The sequence below is a fragment of the Vibrio sp. B1-2 genome, assembly GCF_963888445.1.
Lineage (GTDB): Bacteria > Pseudomonadota > Gammaproteobacteria > Enterobacterales > Vibrionaceae > Vibrio > Vibrio anguillarum.
On sequence record NZ_CAWPJH010000001.1, the window covers coordinates 1 to 22,134 of the forward strand.

The 22,134-nt window shown below is 45.8% G+C and carries 16 protein-coding genes; all 16 read right to left on the reverse strand.

Annotation, left to right across the window (positions count from 1 at the left end; translation table 11 throughout):
* Nucleotides 1–152 precede the first annotated feature (152 nt).
* The 16 genes from AACQ75_RS00005 to AACQ75_RS00080 all read right to left on the reverse strand — a co-directional run bounded on the left by AACQ75_RS00005 (nt 153) and on the right by AACQ75_RS00080 (nt 22,125).
* A complete protein-coding gene (locus AACQ75_RS00005; RefSeq protein ID WP_170889182.1) occupies nt 153–1,448 on the reverse strand; it encodes a type VI secretion system ImpA family N-terminal domain-containing protein in 1,296 nt (431 codons plus the stop codon).
* 57 nt (nt 1,449–1,505) lie between these two features.
* Nucleotides 1,506–5,051 (reverse strand): type VI secretion system membrane subunit TssM, encoded by a 3,546-nt coding sequence (gene tssM, locus AACQ75_RS00010; RefSeq protein ID WP_013868305.1) that lies wholly within the window; start codon nt 5,049–5,051, stop codon nt 1,506–1,508.
* A gap of 17 nt (nt 5,052–5,068) precedes the next feature.
* On the reverse strand, nt 5,069–6,466 hold the full coding sequence (gene tssA / locus AACQ75_RS00015; RefSeq protein WP_170889183.1) for a type VI secretion system protein TssA: 1,398 nt from the start codon (nt 6,464–6,466) through the stop codon (nt 5,069–5,071).
* A 9-nt stretch (nt 6,467–6,475) separates the two neighbouring features.
* A complete protein-coding gene (gene vasI, locus AACQ75_RS00020) occupies nt 6,476–7,135 on the reverse strand; it encodes a type VI secretion system-associated protein VasI (RefSeq protein WP_094132563.1) in 660 nt (219 codons plus the stop codon).
* Nucleotides 7,132–8,694 carry a sigma-54 interaction domain-containing protein gene (locus AACQ75_RS00025; protein WP_064626981.1) on the reverse strand — a complete coding sequence of 521 codons (1,563 nt, stop codon included), beginning with the start codon at nt 8,692–8,694 and terminating at the stop codon, nt 7,132–7,134. The genes vasI and AACQ75_RS00025 overlap by 4 nt, the downstream gene beginning before the upstream one ends.
* Nucleotides 8,695–8,696: 2 nt before the next feature.
* On the reverse strand, nt 8,697–11,315 hold the full coding sequence (tssH, locus tag AACQ75_RS00030) for a type VI secretion system ATPase TssH (protein ID WP_170889184.1): 2,619 nt from the start codon (nt 11,313–11,315) through the stop codon (nt 8,697–8,699).
* 23 nt (nt 11,316–11,338) lie between these two features.
* Nucleotides 11,339–12,112, reverse strand: coding sequence for a type IVB secretion system protein IcmH/DotU (gene icmH / locus AACQ75_RS00035; protein WP_026028435.1), 774 nt, complete (start codon nt 12,110–12,112; stop codon nt 11,339–11,341).
* A gap of 2 nt (nt 12,113–12,114) precedes the next feature.
* Nucleotides 12,115–13,449 (reverse strand): type VI secretion system baseplate subunit TssK, encoded by a 1,335-nt coding sequence (tssK, locus tag AACQ75_RS00040; RefSeq protein WP_017044997.1) that lies wholly within the window; start codon nt 13,447–13,449, stop codon nt 12,115–12,117.
* Nucleotides 13,450–13,453: 4 nt separating this feature from the next.
* Nucleotides 13,454–13,933, reverse strand: coding sequence for a type VI secretion system lipoprotein TssJ (gene tssJ / locus AACQ75_RS00045; RefSeq protein WP_013868298.1), 480 nt, complete (start codon nt 13,931–13,933; stop codon nt 13,454–13,456).
* Between the two features lie 2 nt (nt 13,934–13,935).
* Complete coding sequence (gene tagH / locus AACQ75_RS00050; protein ID WP_013868297.1) at nt 13,936–15,408, reverse strand: type VI secretion system-associated FHA domain protein TagH; 1,473 nt, start codon at nt 15,406–15,408, stop codon at nt 13,936–13,938.
* Between the two features lie 4 nt (nt 15,409–15,412).
* Complete coding sequence (gene tssG, locus AACQ75_RS00055; protein WP_026028436.1) at nt 15,413–16,435, reverse strand: type VI secretion system baseplate subunit TssG; 1,023 nt, start codon at nt 16,433–16,435, stop codon at nt 15,413–15,415.
* Complete coding sequence (gene tssF, locus AACQ75_RS00060) at nt 16,399–18,168, reverse strand: type VI secretion system baseplate subunit TssF (protein ID WP_013868296.1); 1,770 nt, start codon at nt 18,166–18,168, stop codon at nt 16,399–16,401. The genes tssG and tssF overlap by 37 nt, the downstream gene beginning before the upstream one ends.
* 6 nt (nt 18,169–18,174) lie before the next feature.
* A complete protein-coding gene (tssE, locus tag AACQ75_RS00065) occupies nt 18,175–18,612 on the reverse strand; it encodes a type VI secretion system baseplate subunit TssE (RefSeq protein WP_013868295.1) in 438 nt (145 codons plus the stop codon).
* A gap of 2 nt (nt 18,613–18,614) precedes the next feature.
* Nucleotides 18,615–20,090, reverse strand: a complete 1,476-nt coding sequence (gene tssC, locus AACQ75_RS00070; RefSeq protein ID WP_026027753.1) for a type VI secretion system contractile sheath large subunit — start codon at nt 20,088–20,090, stop codon at nt 18,615–18,617.
* Nucleotides 20,091–20,139: 49 nt separating this feature from the next.
* Nucleotides 20,140–20,649 carry a type VI secretion system contractile sheath small subunit gene (gene tssB / locus AACQ75_RS00075; protein ID WP_017043584.1) on the reverse strand — a complete coding sequence of 170 codons (510 nt, stop codon included), beginning with the start codon at nt 20,647–20,649 and terminating at the stop codon, nt 20,140–20,142.
* 387 nt (nt 20,650–21,036) lie between these two features.
* Nucleotides 21,037–22,125 carry a sel1 repeat family protein gene (locus AACQ75_RS00080; protein WP_170889185.1) on the reverse strand — a complete coding sequence of 363 codons (1,089 nt, stop codon included), beginning with the start codon at nt 22,123–22,125 and terminating at the stop codon, nt 21,037–21,039.
* Between the last annotated feature and the right edge of the window lie 9 nt (nt 22,126–22,134).

Consider the following 22,134-nt stretch of genomic DNA (forward strand, 5'->3'; position numbering starts at 1 on the left):
TCTTTTATCGCAAAATGACACTAGTACAGCAAGTGCAGTGCCAGATATTTTTCTTTGATATTCATGAGCTTATAAACAGCTCGATTGACAAAGGCAACAAACTGCCTGATATGAGCAAAAAGTTGCCCTTCAATAACCAATTGTTGCTCAGCTTATTGAGTCTGAGCTTCCTGATTATGTGTCACAGTCAAATGCTCAAACTGCTTGTCGAGCTCGGCCATTTTCCAGCTCAAATTATTAAGCCGCTGCTTCAGAATCATAAACTCCTGTTCAGCCTGTACAACATCACCTTTTTTGAGCAACTCTTCGACATATGCAGCTCTCCCGTAAATAGGAGACAAACTAATAGCGAACTCCTCCAACGATTTGGTTTGTCTTTGCAGTTCGGTTAATTTTCCTTTTTGCGCGAGCAGCGCGATGTTAGCCATCTTGGTTCGCGTTTCACTAAAACGCTCCATAAAGCGCTCAGTTTGTTGCAGAGCTTCACGCTTAGCATCGGCAAACGCTCGATCAACCTCCAGCACCGATTCGGTTTGGGGATAAAGTTGCAATAACGCATCCAACACTTGCTGGGCTTCAACACGAGCCGATTCAAAAGAGCGCGCCATTTTTTGCTCAATCGCCTCTCGGTACAATGGCACAATCTCATTTGACAACTGTTCAAGCTTGGCTGGCGAGTTAGCCTGTTGAAACGCATTGACCTGCTCTGGCGTATGTAAAGCAGGTAACCTTAGGTTGGTTGCATAAGATATTGAGTTGAAAAACGGCAAATAAGTGACGGCCCCATACACCATCACAACACCAAGAACACCGGATATAAAAGCGGCCACATGCGTAACACGTGAGCGCTTTTGATTACGCACCTGCTCAACCTGTTCCGTTTGGGTATGGCGCTTTAGCAGCGAATGATATTGCGTTTCTAAACGATCAATATGTTCAAAAATAGCAAAACCTACTCCTTCGAAATCAACCAAATAGTCCGGCTGTTGCAGCTCTAAAATGGCATGCATACGCTCACAAAAGCGCTCACAACGGTATAAATCACGCAGTGCTTCATGATTCGGACGCAGATCTTTTAACTCCCGCACTACACGAGCATTAACCCAATCGAGCACTTCCTTGCGCATTTTCGCCGATTTTACGTCCGGTTTTGGCAAATTACTTAAGCAGCAGCACAGCAGTTCAACACCATTGGCGTATCCCGCTAAGCCCTGCATTTTTAAACAGGCTACGGTGTAATAACCGCACAGCAAAAGGTCAATCCCCGGGCCTTTTGCTAATGTTTCACAAGCAACTTTCACCACAGCCCAGTCTGGACCACCTGATAATGGGTTGTTACGACGATTGATCTCATCTCTCACCTTTTGGTAGGCATCAATGTGACGAACAGCGGCAGCATCATCTATCAAATGAAAACGAGCGTGGTCGATAAATACAATATTGGACATGACTACAGCGTCCTAAGTGAGTTGAGGAGCGATGACCAATCGCTCCTCACTATTATTTTAGTAAAGGGTTTTCGAGAGTTTGAATGACTTAAATAACCGCTCGGTGAATGGGTTAATATCTGCCTCTGAATTGAGTCGATAAATCATCTCACCACCGTCAACTGCAAACTTAAAGTCAACCGACGTGGAACTAGCACCCACCACATCACCTTGTTCAAGCAAGCGGAAAAATGCCCACGGACCTTGGATATTAATACTTCGTGGCGACATATTATTTTTAGTCGGCACTAACGTTACTTTAGAGATCGCAGAATCACGCAGCGTATTTGGCCAAATCAACTCGACACTGTCTCTTGGGCCGTGACTATAAGCGAGATATTGACCGTCAACATTCAGCACACTGCGGCGTTTGTTGTTGCTCAAGCGTAGCGGTTCAACCGAGAAACTAACGTCTAAGACCCCTTTGCGGTTAAAGAAAGCTTGCTGAATTTTCTTCGCCTGCTTGAGCTGTTCTAGAACGTCTTTGCGAATAATCGACTGCGCGTTATCGTCATCATTGACCGCAATATTTTCTTCCACAAACATTCTTAGCTGGTTGTTGTAGAAGTTGTCTAATGTGCCGTTGGGCGCAAAAAATGCTTCAAAATCAGAAAGAGAACTGTCTTTGTTGGAAGACTCATTAAATGGATAGCGCCCAGCCAATTTCTCTTCAAAGGTTTTGTAAACATCATCATGCCAACGAACTTCAAGGTGCTTAATCGCTTCTTGTTTGACAACATACCAACTCTCATCCGCCAGTTTAGACACCATTGTATCGAGCGGTTTAGGCAAACCTGATGCAATACGTTTCACCGTGTAAATTGGATCAGCGTTCACTAATTTTACGCGTGCTTTGGTGGCATCCAGCGCAGCCATACCAACATCTGGCGCTTCTTGAATAGATTTGAGGTAATTTTGTAACTCTTCCACCGCCACTAATACTTCATTGATGTACGCTGGCTTATCACCGACTGGCTTGAGCATAGCGTTTAGTTCAGCAAAGGGCGCATCAATCTGCGAAGCAACTTTGTATTTTGGATTTTTTAACAGCTCTTTTTGCGCGGCTTCATCTTTAGGCACACTGGCATACATTTGAGTATTGCTTTCTAAAGTGCGAAGCAAACGCTGCATCGGTTCAATGTTGCCAGTAAAGTTTTCTAATACTGACACCGCGTCATTGATGTCGCTAAAATACTTAACGCTGATTTCATTAAGAGCCGCACGCCAGGTATTGGTGTAGTCCGCCACATACAAGCTGCGGATTTTGTTACGAAGGTCATGCTTATCCGCTTCGCTAAATTGAGCCGATTTGGATTGCCCTAGTACCCAACTGTCGATCAAGGCCAGCTCAGAAACGGATTCTGATTGCGGCATGAAGTAATCTTCAAACCCTTTTTTGGTGAGCATTTGCGGAATATACAGCGAGCTGCTGTTGACCACTCGCTCTTCAAAAACCACATCAAAGACGGGGCCAATCAAGTTGCGTAAATTGATCGAGGGGCCAAGAACCGTTTGTGCATTCAACTTCAAATTACGGTAAACACGTTGATCGTTAGGCATAGAACCAAGATCAGACTGCACTTTCGCCACCACCTGATCATAAGGCTTCATCACCGACTCTGCATTGCGATCACCGCGAGCGCGATCACCCGCTAAATCCGTGTGTAACATGGCGTAGTCTAAATGCCCCAGTAGTTCTTCTTGGATCACGCGTTGCCCAGCGAACTCTTGCTGCCAGTATTTGGAGAAATAATCGAGTACATAATCCTTATAGCGGCCGCTTTTATCTACCATCATGCGATAAACACGCAGCACGGCCAGTTTCTCTTCATCTGTTTTGGCTTGGTTAAGCTGCACAACGACATCAGCCATTAGCAGAGGTAAAAAGCGGTTTTCCAATAGATTCAAATAGGTCGCTTCAACCATTGGACCAATCGTGTGGCCTTGGTACAAACCAAAATCGGAAATGTACTGTGGTTTATCACGGAAGAAGCCAAACTCCAATGTCGCCTCTCGAATTTTATTGAGCGGCACGAGAACATCTTGCTGAGAGGCTAAATAAAGATTAGAGGGGAACTCGTTTTTGTACTCGTTTACTTTCGCTAACACAGCATCAGAGTGCTTCACGTTACTAAGGTAATAACGATGCCAAGTGCCAACTAATAACACAGTTGCAATAGAGCCGGCCACTACTGACAAACCAATCAAGCGCCGTTTTTGCTTCGCAACACGAAAATTATCTGAGGCAAGCCCAGCTTCAGGATAGATGATGTTATTAAACAGTTTTTGTGTGAAATAAACCGTTGAGTTTTTGGCTTGCTGCGCTTTGTTGATGGCATGATCTAGCCCGTAACGACGTGAAGCGGCATCATCAAATGCGTTTGTGGGTACGCCCTGTTGATACACAGAAGTGAAATACGCACCACGCACCAAAGCCGACGTAGAGAACTGATCACTGGCCAATGCATCGTTGAAAAATTGTAATAAGATCTCTTTTAAACCAGAAATTTGACGCGTGAAGCTATAAATAGCATTGCGCTCTTCCAAATCCATCGGCACAGAAACGGCGTGCGGCAGTACATCATTAATGCGCTCAACAAACTGACTGTAGTCTTTTGAAAACTCGTTGAGCCAGTTATCCAAGTCATCAATAGAGTCGAGCGAAAAGGTAAAGCCCAGCACATCTTCACGCTGACTGCGCGAGTAATGTTTAAAGAAAGGTTCAAAACCGTGTAATAAATCCAATTTCGTCAATGCAATATAGACAGGTAGACGCGTGGATAACGTCTCCATCAGTTCACGTAAACGAGCACGTAATAAATTGGCGTAAGCTTTACGCTCGGTTGCAGTTGCGGTTGCTAAGTGAGAAACGTCTAACGCTAAAACAATACCGTTGAGTGGACGACGGCTACGTGTTCTCTCCAACCAATTAACAAAATGAAGCCACAAACGGCGCTCCATCGCACCATCGTTATCATTGCTATGGTTACCTTGTGTCAGTAGCTCTCCATCTGGATCAATCAATACCGATTCATCGCCAATCCACCAATCAAACGAATACGGGTTTTCACTTTTTTGACCCGAGGCTCGCATTACCGAAGAAAAAACAAAGTTTTGCCCAGAGCGGTTGATGAGGCTGGTTTTACCGGCATTTTCCAAACCGAGCACTAAATACCATGGCAACGCATAAAGATAATTACGTTTATTGAGGTTCTCTTTCATGCTGACCATCACTTGGTTCAGCTCAACCTCTTGGCGCTCTTCATAGGCTTTAATTGGATCTTGGCGAAGCTGATCTTCACGCTTTTGCTCGGCTTTAAAACCTTGCAATTTTCGCCACTGCCAAACACCCCAAACGGCCAATGCACCTAAAGTGAACAAGCTACTTGCCACTGCGCGAGCGGTTATCGATTCAAGTGGCTTATTACCCGCGATCTCTAGCCAAGGGCCTGCCCACCAAATCGCAACATTCAATAGAATGAATGTGCTAAATAGCAAAATAGGCATCGCCGCGGCAATGCCCGGTGTTAACTTTCTTGCGATCCCAACAATAAATTTCCACATGGGTTTGTGTCCTTCGTTTACTCTGACGTTGTGTATTGTTCTAATTGCTCAACTAATGAGGGTTCCCAATCGGTAACGCTCATGGTGCTAACCTGAGCATGTAACGTTTGGTACTGTTCTTTCGCCATCGCATCTAAATTATTGCTATTTAACAAATCAGCCGATAATAACCGCCAATAGAATTTATCCCTTGGCTCACTGGCGCTGACCAGACCATCGTTGAGCATAGAGAGCGCCACCGCAATGCCTCCCTCTTTCGCTAAGCTAAACGCCTCTTTGCGTTTGTCTTGCCAATCACCTGCTACTTGGCCTTGGGTGCTCCTTTGCTGCTGGCTGAGTAGCCACTCTTTTACGCTCGCATTGACAAAAGGCTCGCCTCCTTTGAATTTCAACTCGAGCAGCGCAGGTAGACGTGCCACAAACTGCTGGCTTTCACTCAAAATGGCTTCACTCCACGCCTTTTGGCCTAAGCTTTGCGCGATTTGATAGCTCATCATCTGCCCTTCAAACCAGTAAGGTGCCATGGTCAAACTCTGCTCTACCTTGCGCCATAAGGCTAAATCTGGGCTACGCATTTGGTCGTGATACTCTTTGATTCGTTCTTGCGCCATCGCCCGTAACAGTGTTTCACCGCTGACGTCGTGCTCAGGTAATGAGGTAATACTTGACCACACGGCAAAACGCCTGACTCGTATTGCCAAGGCAATGCCGAACTCTTGTTCAGACAAAAACTCAGCTACCTTTAGTAAGGTCTGCTTAGTAGCTTTGTCACTTGAACTGTCGACTGAGATGGCGCTCTGGGTGGTGGTTTTACGTTCAACCGCCGGAGTCTCTTGCACATGTTGAGTCGCTTGCTCACGTTCTGTTGCACGGCGCAGTTGGGCTTGAACTTTAGCCACTAGACTTTCAACGCTTTCAGACATCAGTCCGGCTTGAGTAGTCGCTTGCTGTAGCGCGTCGATCGCGGTGTTTAACTCATCACGATCTGGTCCATCAAATTGTGCGAAATCTAACTTGTCGATGACTAAGGCTAACCGCTGCACAATCTGGCTGAAGAATTTGCGACGTGGCAAACTGCCTCTTTTGCCTGGCGCAGGGAAGCAATCTTCCCAGTAAAGGGACATGAAATCGCTCAGCAGCTGCAGCGACGTGGTGAAACGTAGCGGTGTGACTTGGTTATGCAAACACTGCAACAAGTAGATCAATAATTTGAGATCTTTACTTTTTTCGCTGAGCAGTTTGAGCGTACTGTGTTCGACTTCATCCCATTGCACACTAGCGTGGGAGAGTGACCCCACTTTCATCATTTGATCTTCAACAAAATCAAACAGCGGATCATCAATCAGGCGCTCACCCACAGGGTTATCGGCTTGAATAGGCTGAGTAATACAGCGGCGATAATCGGTTAACTCCATTGGAACTCCTTACCAACCACAGCGTGTTTTTAGTGCCGTTAATGATTGCGAAAGCTCGCTCGCATCAAACTGCAATCCATCAACAAAAGGAGAGTTTGAACGCAGCACAAGGCGATTTTCTCGCGCCATCGCTTTCATCATCTCAATCGCTGGCATGCCTCTGCCTGAGGAAAAGAGCAAACCTAAATCGTCACTACGCCAAGATTGTGCCTGCATATTAGCAATCGACACTTGGATGCGAGGGTCATCAATCGCGCTAGGAAACGCCAATTCCACTCGACTCAAATTGTCGATACAGCTCATCAGCAGCACAGGTTTAGCGTTATCGTCAAACTTTGTATTTTGATTTAACGCAACCAAAGTAATCCACGCATTCCCTTTATCATCGTCGCCCTCAACGGTTAAGTGACTTGCTTCCCCGTCTTGATACTGGCTGATGCTATCAAAGGCGCGTTGCCAAGATAGCGGCGCATTGGGCGTTGCCGCTTGAGGCATCACCACGTCAGAAGGCGTTTTAAACAGGTGGTCAAAACAGCTCAATCGCTCTAACCGAGATGTGATCGTAGTGCATTGCTCTGCTTGTGCTACAGCATCATTTTCCGCATTTGCCATGGGAAAATACAGCGTCATAGAGAGGCAAACTGTGAGCCTAAACAACCGTTTATTCATGGTGTTTTAATCTCCAATTTTTGGCATTTATAGGCCAAGGTCCGCTTGGGAATACCGAGGCTTTGGGCCGCTTTGGCCCTGTCACCAGCAAAATATTGGAGGCGCTCACGGATAATACGAGACTCAAATTCATTCACCGCTTGTTTTAAATCATCCACCACTCGGCTGACACCTGACTCAGCTTTAGCGACCTTATGCCCATGTCGTTCAGTCTCTGGCTGCTGATCGGCTTTAGTGTATGCTAAACGTTGTGTAAAGCAGGACTCCTCCACCTGTGTGCCATCCAGTGTTTGCGCACAACCAAATTCAATAAGGTGCTTGAGTTCACGCACGTTACCGGGAAAGTCATAACGTTTTAGGCAATCGATCGCTTTATAGTGCACACCCCGAATGTTGGTTGCATGCTGCTGATTAAAGCTGCGCACAAAATGTTGGCTAAGCCGTTCAATGTCATCCATCCTTGCCGCAAGGCGTGGCAAAGTGATCGGGTACTGAAATAAGCGGTAATAAAGATCCTGACGAAACGATTTATTACGCACTTGTTCGAGGAGATTGACATGCGTTGCTGAAACCAAACGAAAATCAGAAGATTGTTCGTTTTTACCGCCAATCGGCCGAAAAGATCGAGATTCCAACACCCGTAGTAATTTGGCTTGCAGGCTCAAGGGCATATCACCGATTTCATCCAAAAACAGGGTTCCGCCATCGGCTTGCGCAATCAACCCTTGTTTATCGCTATCCGCGCCGGAAAACGCCCCTTTGCAGTAGCCGAACAGTTCACTTTCCAATAAGTTTTCAGGGATAGCCGCGCAGTTAATAGCAACAAATGGCGCTTGTTTACGGGGCGAGAGTTGGTGCACCGCTTGCGCGACCAACTCTTTACCTGTCCCTGTTTCACCTTGCACCATCACTGAAAGCTGTGATGGCGCGGCGTTGATGATCTGCTCTCTTAATTTTTTCATCGCCAAACTGTTACCGATTAAGGTTTCAGAGAGGCTCGCAATTAATGAACGACGAGCGTTGTCTCGCTGGACGTCAGACAAGGATTCCGATAAGTTTTGTCGATTTTGTTCTTCCCGTTGCATCTCATTAAGCAACGACCACTGATGGCAAAAAACATCCACATACTTGATAAAATCTGGCTGCTCAAATAGGCCTTCCAAGGTATGGGTTTCACCAATCAACAGCAAAATAGACTGAACTTGTGTATCCCCATTAGGTAACGGGTGTACAACCACGCTATCTAGCATGCCGACCCGGCTAGTGAGTTGACTAAACAGGCGATTAGATTGCCAAAAAACCAATTCATCAGCGGTTAAGTGCATCGATTTGGCCGATTGCAATACATGGGCAAACGGACAATCAAAATCGGTGACCGACCAGCTTAAATTCAGCGGGTTATCCTGTGGCACTAAGGTACGGCCGTCTGAACTGGGAACCAGTAACGAGCAAGTATCGAGCCTTAGCTCTCGGCGCAGCGTTTCTACAAACAATGCGGCCAATTGGCTAGGCTTTCTCGCGACAACAAGCTCGGTTGCGTAAGCTAACCAGTGACTCATGATCACTCAACCTCTCCAATAAACTCACCCTCTTCCGCCGCTAAATAGATGCGTTGTACTGGTTGTTTATCAGCCAATTTATTTAACAAAGCTAATGAAATCGGTGGTAGTAATTGACCTTCGATGATCGCTTCCAGCATACGAGCCCCATTTTCAGAGCGCGTTGCACGGCTTAAGATCTCTTCGATCAAGCTATCTTCAATCACCACGTCAGCGGCATAACGCTGTTTAAAGAGCTGCTCAAGGCGGGTTAACTTGCCACGTACAATCTGCTCTAGCACTTCTTTGCTGAGCGGTAGATACGGAATAATCTCCATACGAGCCAGTAAGGCGGGTTTGAAGAAAGCCGCAAGTTCTGGGTAAAGCTGCTCATCAAGCAACTGAGGCTGCTGCGCGTAATCGACTATGGTTTGGTAACCTAAATTCGAGGTGAGGAAGAAGACGATGTTTTGGCAGTCGATCACTCGACCTTCACCATCGGCCAGCTCACCTTTATCAAAGGCTTGGTAGAAAATATTGAGCACTTCTGGGTGCGCTTTTTCAACTTCATCTAACAGCACCACAGAGTACGGCATTTTACGAATCGCTTCGGTAAGAATGCCACCCTCACCATAACCAACATAACCCGGAGGCGAACCAATCAGGCGTGAAACAGTATGCTTTTCTTGATATTCCGACATGTTGATAGTGGTTAAAAATTGTTTACCACCATAAAGTTGTTGCGCCAGTTGGACTACCGTTTCGGTTTTACCAACGCCACTTGGACCCACGAGTAGGAAGGAACCTTTTGGACGCCCCGGACGGCGCAAATCCGCGCGCGCCGTTAATAAGTTACGGTGAACACGCTCAATCGCAGTATCTTGCCCTTTGATTGCCTCACCTAAAATAGCCGTTAGGTGGGTGATTTTATGCAGCTCATCGCTGTTCATTTGGTCAACGGGCACGCCCGTCCAGTCCGCAATCACTTCCGCTATTTGCTGAGCATCGACTTGTGGATGCATGAGACGATCATTATGAGGGATCTCTTCTAAAGCTCGATATTGCTCCTGCAATTGAACAAGTAACTCATCGCGCTCAACTTGGGTCTGCTCACCATGATCCTCAGCGTCATCTAAGAGCTGATCGCGTAGGGTAATAATGCGCTCAATGATCGCTTTTTGCTCTTGCCAGCTTTGAGTCAAGGTCGCTTTTTCAGCTTCATCGGCCACTTCTTGGCTACATAGCTCATCCAAGCGATGCGAATCAACCACTTGACCTAAATATTGAGCACGCTCAAGCATATCAATTTCAAGTTGACGTTGATGGCAAGCGGTCTCTAGTTGCGCTAAGCGCTTCGGCGGTGTGGTGATATTAATTGCAATACGCGCGCAAGCAGTATCCAACACATCAATCGCTTTATCCGGCAGTTGTCTACCTGAAATGTAACGCGCTGAAAGCTCGGCGGCGGCTTTCAATGCATCATCAGTAATCAATACGTTATGGGCTTTTTCGTAAACACGATTCAAGCCACGCAGAATATCTACTGCTTGGCTGATGCTCGGCTCTTCTAATTTCACTAACTGGAAACGACGAGTCAGCGCAGGATCTTTTTCAAAATACTTTTTGTACTCTTTCCATGTGGTGGCTGCGACAGTACTGAGCTCGCCTCGCGCAAGAGCCGGCTTGAGCAAGTTGGCCGCATCACTACCACCCTCTTGGTTGCCAGAACCAATTAAAGTGTGCGCTTCATCGATAAACAAAATGATCGGTTTAGGCGAGGTTTTGATCGCGTCAATCACGCCTTTAAGACGTTTTTCAAATTCACCTTTGACTGAAGCACCCGCTTGCAACAAGCCGAGATCGAGTGAGCACAACTCTACATTTTGCAACTGTGTCGGCACATTGCCCGCAACGACGCGCAATGCAAGCCCTTCAATCATGGCGCTTTTACCGACACCAGCGTCTCCCACAACGATGGGGTTGTTTTTACGACGACGACACAAGATGTCGATCATCAAATTGAGTTCGTTTTCACGACACAAGACTGGGTCCAGTTCGCCGTTACGCGCTTGCGCCGTGACATTGGTGCAGTATTTATGCAGTGGCGAAGATGACGCTGCATCCAGCGCGGCAGGAGCTTGAGAACCCGCTTTGCTTTTTTCAACCGCCGACTCGGAAGAGTCTTGCAACAGCGTATCAAACCCTTTGTTTAGGCTCTCTTTGTTGATGTGTTCAAAAAGACGGATTAGTTGAAGTGGTAGGTAACGATCAGCGCGCATCAACGCGGCTAAAAACACCACACCTGAACGAAGCTGATTCTGATTCAGCTCAGTGGTAGAAAGCAACCAAGCTTCCTGCAATAGCTCAACCAACAGTGGCGAGAATGCTGGATAGGTATCTAACACTTGTTCACGAGCGTAACTTGCACTGATGGCTTGTTTTACGGTTTCCACATCTAAGTTAGCGTGCTTAGCTATCACACGCACATCCGAAAGTGGGTTCTCTAGCAACACATGTAAGAAGTGCTCATAGGTCACTTCTGGGTGCTGACGTTCAATACATAATGAAGCGGCTTGCTCTAGGGCTAGCTTACTCTGTTCATTGAGTTTTGAAATTAATGTGGGTAATTCAATACGGATCACTACAATCACCTAGCCTTTTATAATTAGAGTATTTGGTTCAATTGGTTTAATACGTCTGCCGATTGGCTGTGCAGTAAATAGGAATAGCCTAAAAACACACCGACCCAAATAATGACAAAACCAAGCAGTACTGACCAAACCGGTAACTGCCTGCTTAACTTATATTTTGATTTCACCACATGGTCCGTGGCGGAGGTCAGTTCTTTCGGCTCGTTTTCATCCAACGAACTGACGGTGTCATGTAAACGACTGATCACCTTTTCACGCTCGTTGTGGCCGCTTTCCATCACACGGTATTTACCTTCAAAACCTAACACTAGGCATTGATAGATAAACTCTAGCAACGCGCGATAACGTTTAGGTTCACCTTCCAAGCGACTTAAGATGGTAAACACTTTTTCGCCGCCCCAAGTCTCACTGTGGAAACGAGACAGCATAGAATGTTCAGCCCACACACTAGATGCACCCCACTCGGTTCCCATGACGGCTTCATCCAAAAACGCGCACAGAATGTAGCGATAAGCCATCAAAATCGCATGCTCAAACCCTTGCTCGGCAAGCTCGATTTCAATCGCTTTAATCTCTTCCACCGTCTGTTTGTAGATCTGCTCAATGTTTTCGCACTCTGACAAGCTGCGTACCCGCAGCGACAAACCAAACAGAGGGGTAGCAGCATCAATCAAAACATTAGGGTTATCACCACGCAGTTGAAACCAGTAATCTTGGTCGTGGTTGATCTGCTCGACGCTGTCAAAAAGCAGACCGCTGTATTGGGTGTTTTTTTTATCAATGGCCATCATCAGCTCCTAATCGCCCAGAATTGCAGGTCAAGATCTTCAAACGCACCCGCGACATGGAAAGCAAAACCACTTGAGCGACCTAACATCGACCATGCTGAGCTGGTTTTATCCAATTGGTAATAGGTATAACCGGCGTGGTAAGGCAACTGCCTTGGTGCCACTGGTAACGGTGTAATTGGAATGCCCGGTAATTGCAGTGAAATGAGCTCGCGGATTTTCTCCACTGACGATACTTTGGTCTGCTGAGTAAAGAGACGACGCAGTTCATCTAATGGCATGCGTGCTTTCACCGCGATGATGAATTCTGCGCTTTCAACCAGTTGAGGGTCGTGGATTGGGGCAACCATCAGGCCGTACTTACGTTTATCCAACTGAATCGAGACCGCTCTAGGCTCAAGTACGATACTTAGGCTCTGTCTTAAGTTGCGGATCAGCGGCCCAAAAGAGTGGGTCGGCATTTCATGGTTGTAGCTCGGGATGCTCGGTGGTAAACGGCTTTCATCGGTAAATGTAGCCAATTCTCCACATACGCATGACAGGCACTCAAATAAACGTTCCGGGTGCAAACTGCGTAGCTCTGCCAAGTGTTGCATCTGGGGTTGTAGACGATTCAGGGCTTGCAACAACATAAAATCAGACACATCCGCGACCCCGCCTTGAGAGGGAGAACTGATACGCTGAGCAATGTTTTTGGCACGTTCGCGCATTAACCCAGAGATTTCGTTAATAAAACGGTGCAAAGCCGCATTGCTCGCAACATTAAGATGGCACGGAATAAAGTCCGGATCGAGCACGACACTGCCATCAGGACGTTTTTCTAAAATACGAGCGATCGCAATTGAGGCGTAAGAGCTTCTGTCTTCTTTTTCAAGCATCAACTGCACACGAACAGGTGAGACATCTAGCGTCGTGGTGTCACCGCGCACGGTATGCACATCACGCACTTCTAGACGATTGCTTAAATAACGCCCGGTTCCACGCTCTTCAGGCCAGTTAATCTCCATTAACGATTCACTGCGAAGTGGCACCGCTAAATAGACCAACTGGTTTGCAAGCGAAGCATCGGCAATCTCGAGCGCATCGGGCAACACATCTTCCTGAGGAATGCGGAAAACGGTTCCATCAGGCATAATGCCGACCGCACGTTCGATCGCGATACGACCAAAAGAGAGATATTCAGGGTTAAGTGATAACTCTGATACTCCGTAAAGGTAGCCACTGACTGATGAGATGCGTTCATCAATATGATATTCAAAATAGCGTTGCTGCTGCTGGAAATGCTGCGGTTTAATGAATAGACCTTCATTCCAAATGACACGATTACGCGCAAACATCTTGTTATTCCACCCTTTCCAGTTTTACATCGTAGTCTTTGAAATACATCAAAAGATGATATTCCCTACCTTTGTTAAGCACTTTGACGGCCTTTTTCCATTCACTCAGCTCAGGTTCAGCAAAATGCGCCATGACCCCAATGTAGTTCGTGCCTTCATCAATCTCGAACGCGTTCACAAACTTAAACTGGCCTGGTGTCATTACATAATCGTAATTGGCGATAAAATTGCTGCGTAACGCTTTTTTGTAGTCTGCTTTTACTTGGTCATAATCGGCAGACATAAACATCGAATCATCTTTGAGCTCAAACACTTGAACCTCTATCGGCGACGCTTCACCCCAAATATTAGGGTTAGTACCTTCATCACTAACGAGACTGAACGTTACCTTGGTCGGCTGTGTGGCTGGCTCATACTTTTCTGATGAGCTACAGGCGGTTAATACCGTCAGTAGCATCAGCAGGACAAAAGACCGCTTGTTCACCGTTATAGCTCCAGCTGTTTTTCACGAATTTTCTTGTCGTAAGACTGCTCGAAAATTTCCCAAAACAGTTTCTCAAATCCTTTTTGGCGATTAGAAGTGAGCTCTTGGTAGTAGTGGCAATACATCTCCCACGCCCAAGCATCTGAAGAGTTACTCTGTGCATCACTATTGCGCTTGTAGTGTTGGAAACGGCGCAGTAGCACTTGAGGAGAAAAGGCATTAAGAATCTGATTTAGGGCTTCGCTAGTGGCGTGCTGCATTGCTTCGTTATGGTCGCGCACATTTTTTAGGCTTTCGGCAATCGCCGCTGGGGCAGACAAGTGCACCACACTTTTATCAGCATCATACAGAGTACGAATGGTTTCTTCGTATGATAGCCCCAAGCGAAGTGGGTTATCTTCAATCGGTTGCAAGTTACGATTCATCATACCAAAACGCCCTTCACTCACTTGCTGGTGAAGCTCAAGCAAACCTTGCACACACGCTTGCAACGATTGCCCAAGCTCTTCTGAAAGCATGTGCATTTTCGCCATATCGTGGCTATTGCCAACGTCAACACCTAGCCCGGTGAGCATGGGGCCGGTCAATAAGTGTGATGCATTGTTTGACGAGCTGTTGTGTTGCTCGGAGTGAGGGTGGTAGCTTCTCGCCACTTCTTCCTCAAGTAGATCTAATACTTTATCGTCCATCGCTAAGCCCTCAGGTACGTTGTAAATGCTGTTATTAATGTTCAAATGAGTCGGTGGTTGCGCAGTCTCATGGTGCTCAACAGCCGGAATAGGTGGTAAATCGGTGGAGGTTTTGCCAAAACCGAGAATTTTCTTTAATCGAATCGATGACGTCATCTCATACTCGCTGTCAGCTTGAGGCGTAAACTGCAGTTGCGACTGCTGGCTATCGTATTCTGGCACTAATGAATGTTGTGCTTGTGCGAGTGGTTTTTCCGTCTCTTCAAGCAACGACTCTTCTTGTTTAATGCCTTGCAATAAATCATCTAAAGCGGCGATAGGGTCCATTGAACTCGGCTCTGGTTCATCCTCGTCGCGGCTGATATCATCCAATGGACCATCTTTGAGTAGATCGAGCCCCTCTTTAGCAAACAGCTGATCCAAAGAGCCATTAATCAGAGAATCATCTTCACCCACTTGACCAAAAATGACACGAATTTGGTAAGGTCCAATGGCCACCTCATCTTTATGCTCCAACTTAGCCGAAGCACCTTGCCCTAACGGCTTATGGGAACCATTAACATAGGTATTACCAACCAGATCTTGAATGCAAAACGCACCATCAATCACACGGATTGCACAGTGATGATTTTGAATTTTCCCTTTACCGTCACGAAGCTGCCAATGCGCATCACTTGCAGAGCCAATCACACCGCCTTGCACATTAAACATCGCTTGTGCGGATAATCCTGATTCCAGTAGTTGCACATTCGTCACTACCATTGAAAGCGTTTGCTTCTTCTGCATATCGCTATTGCCTTACTTGTATAAGCACGCTTTTGTCCGCCAAATCGCGCCCTAAAAATGATGACCAACCCAAAGCTACACCACTGTCATGGCATAAACTCATCACCGGAGCCTCGCTCTCGTGCATGGTCAGCTCAAGGTCGTAAGCCATCTGCTCTCGTAAAATAAACTCCACCAACTTACACAGCGGTTGATGTTCTTTGCCTGATGGCAAAAAATCGGCAAATCGTTCTCGAGTTAAGTTTTTGATACAGATAACAAACTTACCGTTACAGTCCATAACTGACTCACCCAACATGCTGTTGATCCCAAGCTCACCATTCTGCTTACCTAAGCAAAACTGCTGATAAGGCTCTATCCGGACTTTACGTCGAACCCACTGGCGAATACTGACTTCTTGTAGATCAAAGCAGTGCGCGATGATGCCAGACACCACTTGCGGTGAACGACTTCGGCCAGCCAAAGTGCCCGCATAAGCCAGCATCTTGCACCAATTTATCGGTGTTTCGCCGCGCAAGTCCGCATCACCCAAACCGACTAAAGCGAACAGCTGTGATGAAAATTGATCCTGCGCACCCGCTTGAAAACGGACGTAATAGCGATACTTTCGCCATACGCGATACACAAGGTTAATCAACCGGTTATTGAAAAAATCTAAAAAGGGCCGCTTGAAACCACCGGGATCTTCTTCGACCAATTGCTGCAAAATAAAACCAGGCAACGGTGACTGTGCCCCAGTTAATCCAAAAAAATTGGTTTGTAAGATCAGGCGCTCATCTGCGAACTCACGTAAATCCGTTACGTCTGCTGGTGCAAAGCCTAAACTGGGGTTGGCACTGAATACCAACTGGCATGTCCGCTCCCAATCTTCTGATTCAGGATTAAACGCATTAAGTTTTTGCAGCAGTTCCACCAACTGGTAGAAGTTGTACGTTCGTACATCGCTTGGTAAACCCAGTAGAGGCTCCGGCACAGCCGCCGCAGCCATCTCTAGATCAATGGCTGCATTCCTGTCTGTGTTCCCCATGTGTACTTCTCTTGATTGGACGCGTTAATAACGATCAGCTCATGAAACGAATTGATGCTGGCATATAGGGCAAAAAAGTGGCTAAGCACTGTGCCAAAGAGGTAAAGCTCCCCTTCTGAACCAAAACAGTTTTGATCAATATGAATCGTCGATTGCAGCCCTCGCACTGGCAAACCGCGCAATATTTTATCCACGGGTTGCGACTCAATTTTTTGGATCCCTTCAAGACGCAAACGCGCAACACGTTCCGCTTGGCGATCCACCAAGGCTCTGAAATCGTAAGCTCGCAACACACTGCTTAAGGCATCTTTGGACAGCAGCGATAAATAATTCAGCGATAAGTTAGAAATCAATACCCACAATAGACTGCCATCCAGTACTGGGCGCAGAGATTGTGAAGGCACGGTAATATTGCTGAAAGTGGCAAAGGGGGGCGAGCTGTCTGTCGGCTCACAAATGTCACCGACACCGAGTTCGAGCGGTAATAAGCGATTGGTGCAGGTGAGTTTGAGCGAGATGGCTTCATCGACATGCATGGATTGCGTTTCATCTCCGCGAATGAAAGAGATGAAATTATCAAATCCATCGCCACGGATACTGTCTCTCACTCGTGTGCGGTAGTAGAGCGCTTCACGATTTCGAACCCGCTCCACTTCATGCTGAAAACTTTCAAATGCTGAATAGACACGTTTTTCACCCCGAATTCGTTGGCTGGCTTGAGTTTTGTCTTGCCAACCGAACACGCCGTCAACGCTGAACACTTCATAGTGAGAAGGGTAACGACTAGAGGGAATAATGCGATACTCTGAACGCTTGCCCGTTAAATCGATAGGATCGGCATCATGTTCAAACAAATTAATGACAGGGGTGCAGTACAACTGGAAATTATCCTGACGCACTCGAACGTCCGCTGGCAGGGTTTTCGAAAAACTGATTTTCAGTTTGAACGCACCATGCACTGATTTCGGCACTACGCTAGCCAGACGGGTAATGTCAACAAAGTGAAATGCTTCAGGAAACGACAAGTATTCCTGCAAAACGCGATAACCTTCATACACATTGGAAGGATAGGGCAAAAGCGATTGCTCGCTATCAAATCCGACCGTTTGGAAGCTATTGCGCGGCAGCGTAAATTCTACCCCCGCGACTTCAACAGAAATCTTATCGAGGTAGTGGTTGAGCCATAAATAGAGCATTTGTGAGCTGTATTTATCACCACCTAAGTAAAAGCGCAGATCATCAAGATGCGCATCACCGACGCTTATCTCACCCAACATATTAAGCGACACTTCGATGATGGTCGCTTCTCTAGTATGTTGCGCAGTGACGTCAGTACATTTCAGTGGGTAAATCTGCACGTCACGACAGGTTCTAAAGTGGCATTTGGTGCCGAAAACAGGCTTGCTATCGAGCTGAGTGCCACGAGCGATTTGCTGCTTATCACTGACACTTTTATCCGGTGTGAACGAGACAATACTCATGCTTGGCACAGGACGTAAGTAGTTTGGCCATAGCATGTTGATGATGGAGTGCGTTAGCTCAGGAAATTCATCTTCAACTTTTTCGCGCAAGCGAGCGGTGAGAAAGGCGAATCCTTCCAATAAACGCTCGACATCAGGATCCGTCGTTTTACCGTGTAAAAAGCGAGAGAGTTGAGGATGAATTTCAGTGAAATGCTTTCCTTGTTCTTTAAGGAAAGCAAGCTCTTCTCTGAAGTACTTATCTTGAGCCATAATTTTCTAATACACTCGGTACTTTCGGTTTTGATCCAGTAGCAGGTTGAACTGCACTTTCTCATGTAACGCATCACTGTTTATTTCGGCCACAATATGGAAGCGCAGCATCAAAGGGCTAAACACGTCCGACTCGGATCGAATCACAATATTTCGTAAACGGGGCTCATACACATCTAAGCAGCTTTGTATCGCAAGCTTAATCCGCAGCGATAAGTCTAAGGTTTCTAACGTTGCATCGTTAAAATCCACTAAACCTAACGTTGGAGCACTTTGTGCCTCACCCATGCGAGTATTCAAAATATTGGAAACATTGCGTTTGATTGATTGGAGCACATCCCATGCATTTGGCCCTTGGGTCAAAGACATAGGCTTGGTGCCAGCTTCTAAACGTTCAAAGAAGCCGACACCAAATGCACTCTCTTCAGGTGCAATATAAGTCATGGTTATGCTTGATCTAATCGACCAACCAATGACAATTCAAAGTTCGCGCCCATGTACTTAAAGTGAGGACGAACAGAGAGAGAGACCTGATACCAACCTGGTTCACCTTCAACATCCATGACTTCGATTTTTGCAGCACGAAGAGGACGACGGCTACGTACGTCTGCTGGTGGATTTTCTTGGTCAGCCACGTACTGTTTGATCCAACCATTAAGCTCGCGTTCAAGATCTTGACGCTCTTTCCAAGCACCAATTTGCTCACGCTGTAGCACTTTGACGTAGTGTGCAAGGCGATTGATGATCATCATATATGGCAGTTGCGTACCCAACTTGTAGTTGGTTTCTGCTTCTTTGCCTTCTTTGGTATTCGGGAATATTTTTGGCTTTTGGATCGAGTTTGCAGAGAAGAATGCGGCGTTATCACTGCCTTTACGCATGGTTAAAGCAATGAAACCTTCTTCTGCTAATTCAAACTCTTTACGGTCAGTCACCAACACTTCAGTTGGGATCTTACTTTGCAGTGCACCCATCGATTCAAACACGTGTACTGGCAGATCTTCAACCGCACCGCCACTTTGTGGGCCAATGATGTTTGGACACCAACGGTACTTGGCAAAGCTATCGGTTAAACGAGTAGCGAAAGCAAACGCGGTGTTACCCCATAGATAGTGTTCGTGTGAAGCGCTGACACTTTCCACATAATTAAATGATTTAATTGGGTTTTCTGTTGGATCATAAGGTACGCGCAACAAGAAACGAGGCGCAGTCAAGCCAAGGTAACGCGCATCTTCTGATTCACGTAGAGAACGCCATTTAGTGTATTTAGGGCTTTCAAATGTTGACTTAAGATCCTTGATATTTGGTAGCTCTTCAAAAGAATCGATACCAAAAAACTCAGGGCCTACACTAGAAATGAATGGAGCATGAGCCATCGCACCAAGTGCACCCATGTATTGCAGTAGCTTCATGTCAGGGGTTGATGGCGTGAAAGCAAAGTTACCGATGATAGCGCCAGTCGGCTCACCACCAAATTGGCCATAACCAGAAGAATAAACGTGCTTATAAAGACCGGATTGCGTCGTTTCTGGTGCAAATTCAAAGTCTTCAAGCAACTCGCCTTTCGTTACATGCAACAAATCAACCTTGTTGTTTTCACGAAAATCGGTACGGTCAATAAACAGTTTCAAACCACGCCATGACGATTCCATCTGCTGGAAACGCTCTTCGTGCAAAATCTCATCCATTTGAGCACTGATTTTCTTATCAAGCTCAACCAGCATTTGATCAACGAGTGATTTGTTAACCGGCTCTTCCGTTTGATTCGAACCAATGAGATTCTCAATAAACGCAGCAACCCCTTTCTTCGCAACATCATACCCTTCTTCAGTCGGTGCAATGCGCGTTTGTGCCATGATTTCATCAAGTAAACTGCCTTGGGTGGCACTTTGTCTCTCTAAGACGGCTTCAGTAGTAGACATCAATTTCGTTCCTAAATTTGATTAAATAAAAAGTTGGGTTGATCAAGCCTTATGCTTGGGGCTCTTCTTCTTTGCCGCTCACTAGGCTTAGCTCAGATAGAAGTTTTTCACGCGATTCTTCCGAATTTAGTAGCTCTTGTAGACGCTCTCTAAACGCGGGAATATTGCCCAAAGGACCTTTTAAGGCCACAAGAGCTTGGCGTAGCTCAACCAATTTATTTAATTCTGGAACTTGTGCTGCCACTGAATCCGGTTCGAAGTCAGCAAGAGATTTGAAACTAAGCTCAACAGGAAGCTCAGCATTTTCATCGCCACTCAGTTTATTGCGCACTGTAGTGGTCAGTTTCAAATCGCTTTCACGCATAACCGCTTCAAAGTTGTTCTTGTCCACTGAAACGGTTTGTCTCTCTTCAAGTGGGGTCTCTTCGGTATGGCCTTTAAAATCACCCACCACCAGAGTTTTTAGCGGTAACTCAACTTCAGCCTGTGCATCTCCCGTTGCTGGAATATACTTAATATTAATCCGCTCTTTAGGAGCTACACTTCCTTCTTTAGACATATTACGTCTCCAATACCTATGCCAATCATTGTCAAAATTACGGACAAGAGCGTAGCTAAACTTAGTTACCACTTACTCAAGCCGAAGGTTACATAACGTTGTAAAAATTAAAGTTAAATCTATTGGACTTAAGTTCTAATAGAACTCAAGTCTCTTAATATTTATTATCTGGTAGATTTTAATGAGTATTTAAACAATAAAACCTATTAATTAGCATTAGCTATTAAATTCTTTCCTAAATTACCCCATTAGATTTATCGATATTTTCGTGGGGATTTAAAATTCTCGGCACATTCTATTCATATAGGAGCATTTTAAATATAAAAAATCACAAAAACATGATCTTCACCCAAAAAAATATGCCGTTTCTAATACTGTATAATTTATCTAATTAATATCCCAAAAGACATCATGATAATAAAAATTCAGATTATTCTTATAGTTAACAAATATGTCATTAGCTTGTACTTTTTCTTCCTCACTCATCTTACCAGCAAGGCTTTCTTCCTCTAATTCCAATATTGAGTAGAGCGACTGCATACGTTCAGTACCAGCAGCAGAGAGATATAAATCTAAATAGGCTTGCGCTTTGATCCTATCGGGAGTCACAAAATGATAGGATGCGCTATCGCCGAGCAGAATCTTAACTACCGTTGCCAAAGAGGTAATATCACCTTGCTCTAACGCCATCAGTCGCCATTGATAGGCATCTTCAAAACGGCCTTTGCTCTCTAAAATACCGATGTAGCGTCTCATCGCAGGGATATAGTTTGTCTTCGCAGCCGCGAGATAGAGCTCTCTCACCTTGGTCTCCCTTTCTCCAGGCATTAAAAACAGACCTCCACCCGCTTGAACTTGCTTTGCTTTATCCATCAATGCTCGTGGATGATTAAAACTGACCGCTTTATCGAGATAGTAGCTATACATCTCGTTATCCATACCTTTGTAAAACTGGGCAAGCTCGTAAGTGGCTTGTGCAGGATCATCTCGTCCTAAACGAATCAAACTATCGTAATACTGGCTTTTCCAATACTGCACATCGCGATCTCTTAACCACTTAGCATCAGTATAAAGATGTTTCATGGCGCGACGATTGCCTAATTTTGCGGCTTTAAGCAGATATTCACGCGCTTCAGGAGGCGTTCTAATGGTCGTTTTGTAGTTCGAAAGCTCCATCGCGTAGAGAAAGGCGGCATCCGAATTGTCGTTGTCTGCCGCGTACTGGAGGTATGGTCGCGATTCCATATTTTTGTATTGCGCTCGAAGCAGTCGTCCGGTAGCAAACGCTTTTTCTGGAGACATATTTCCTACTTCATACACTTCTGCTGCAGACGTTTCTTGCTCAGCATGTAACACCATCGAAGGAAATAAGGAGAGCGCTAAAATGGCATATGTTTTATTAATCCACATTGACGCAACTTCCAAACTTGACGCTTGCGGAACATACAATGATAGACGTTGGCAGAAATCCATCATGAACCGTTT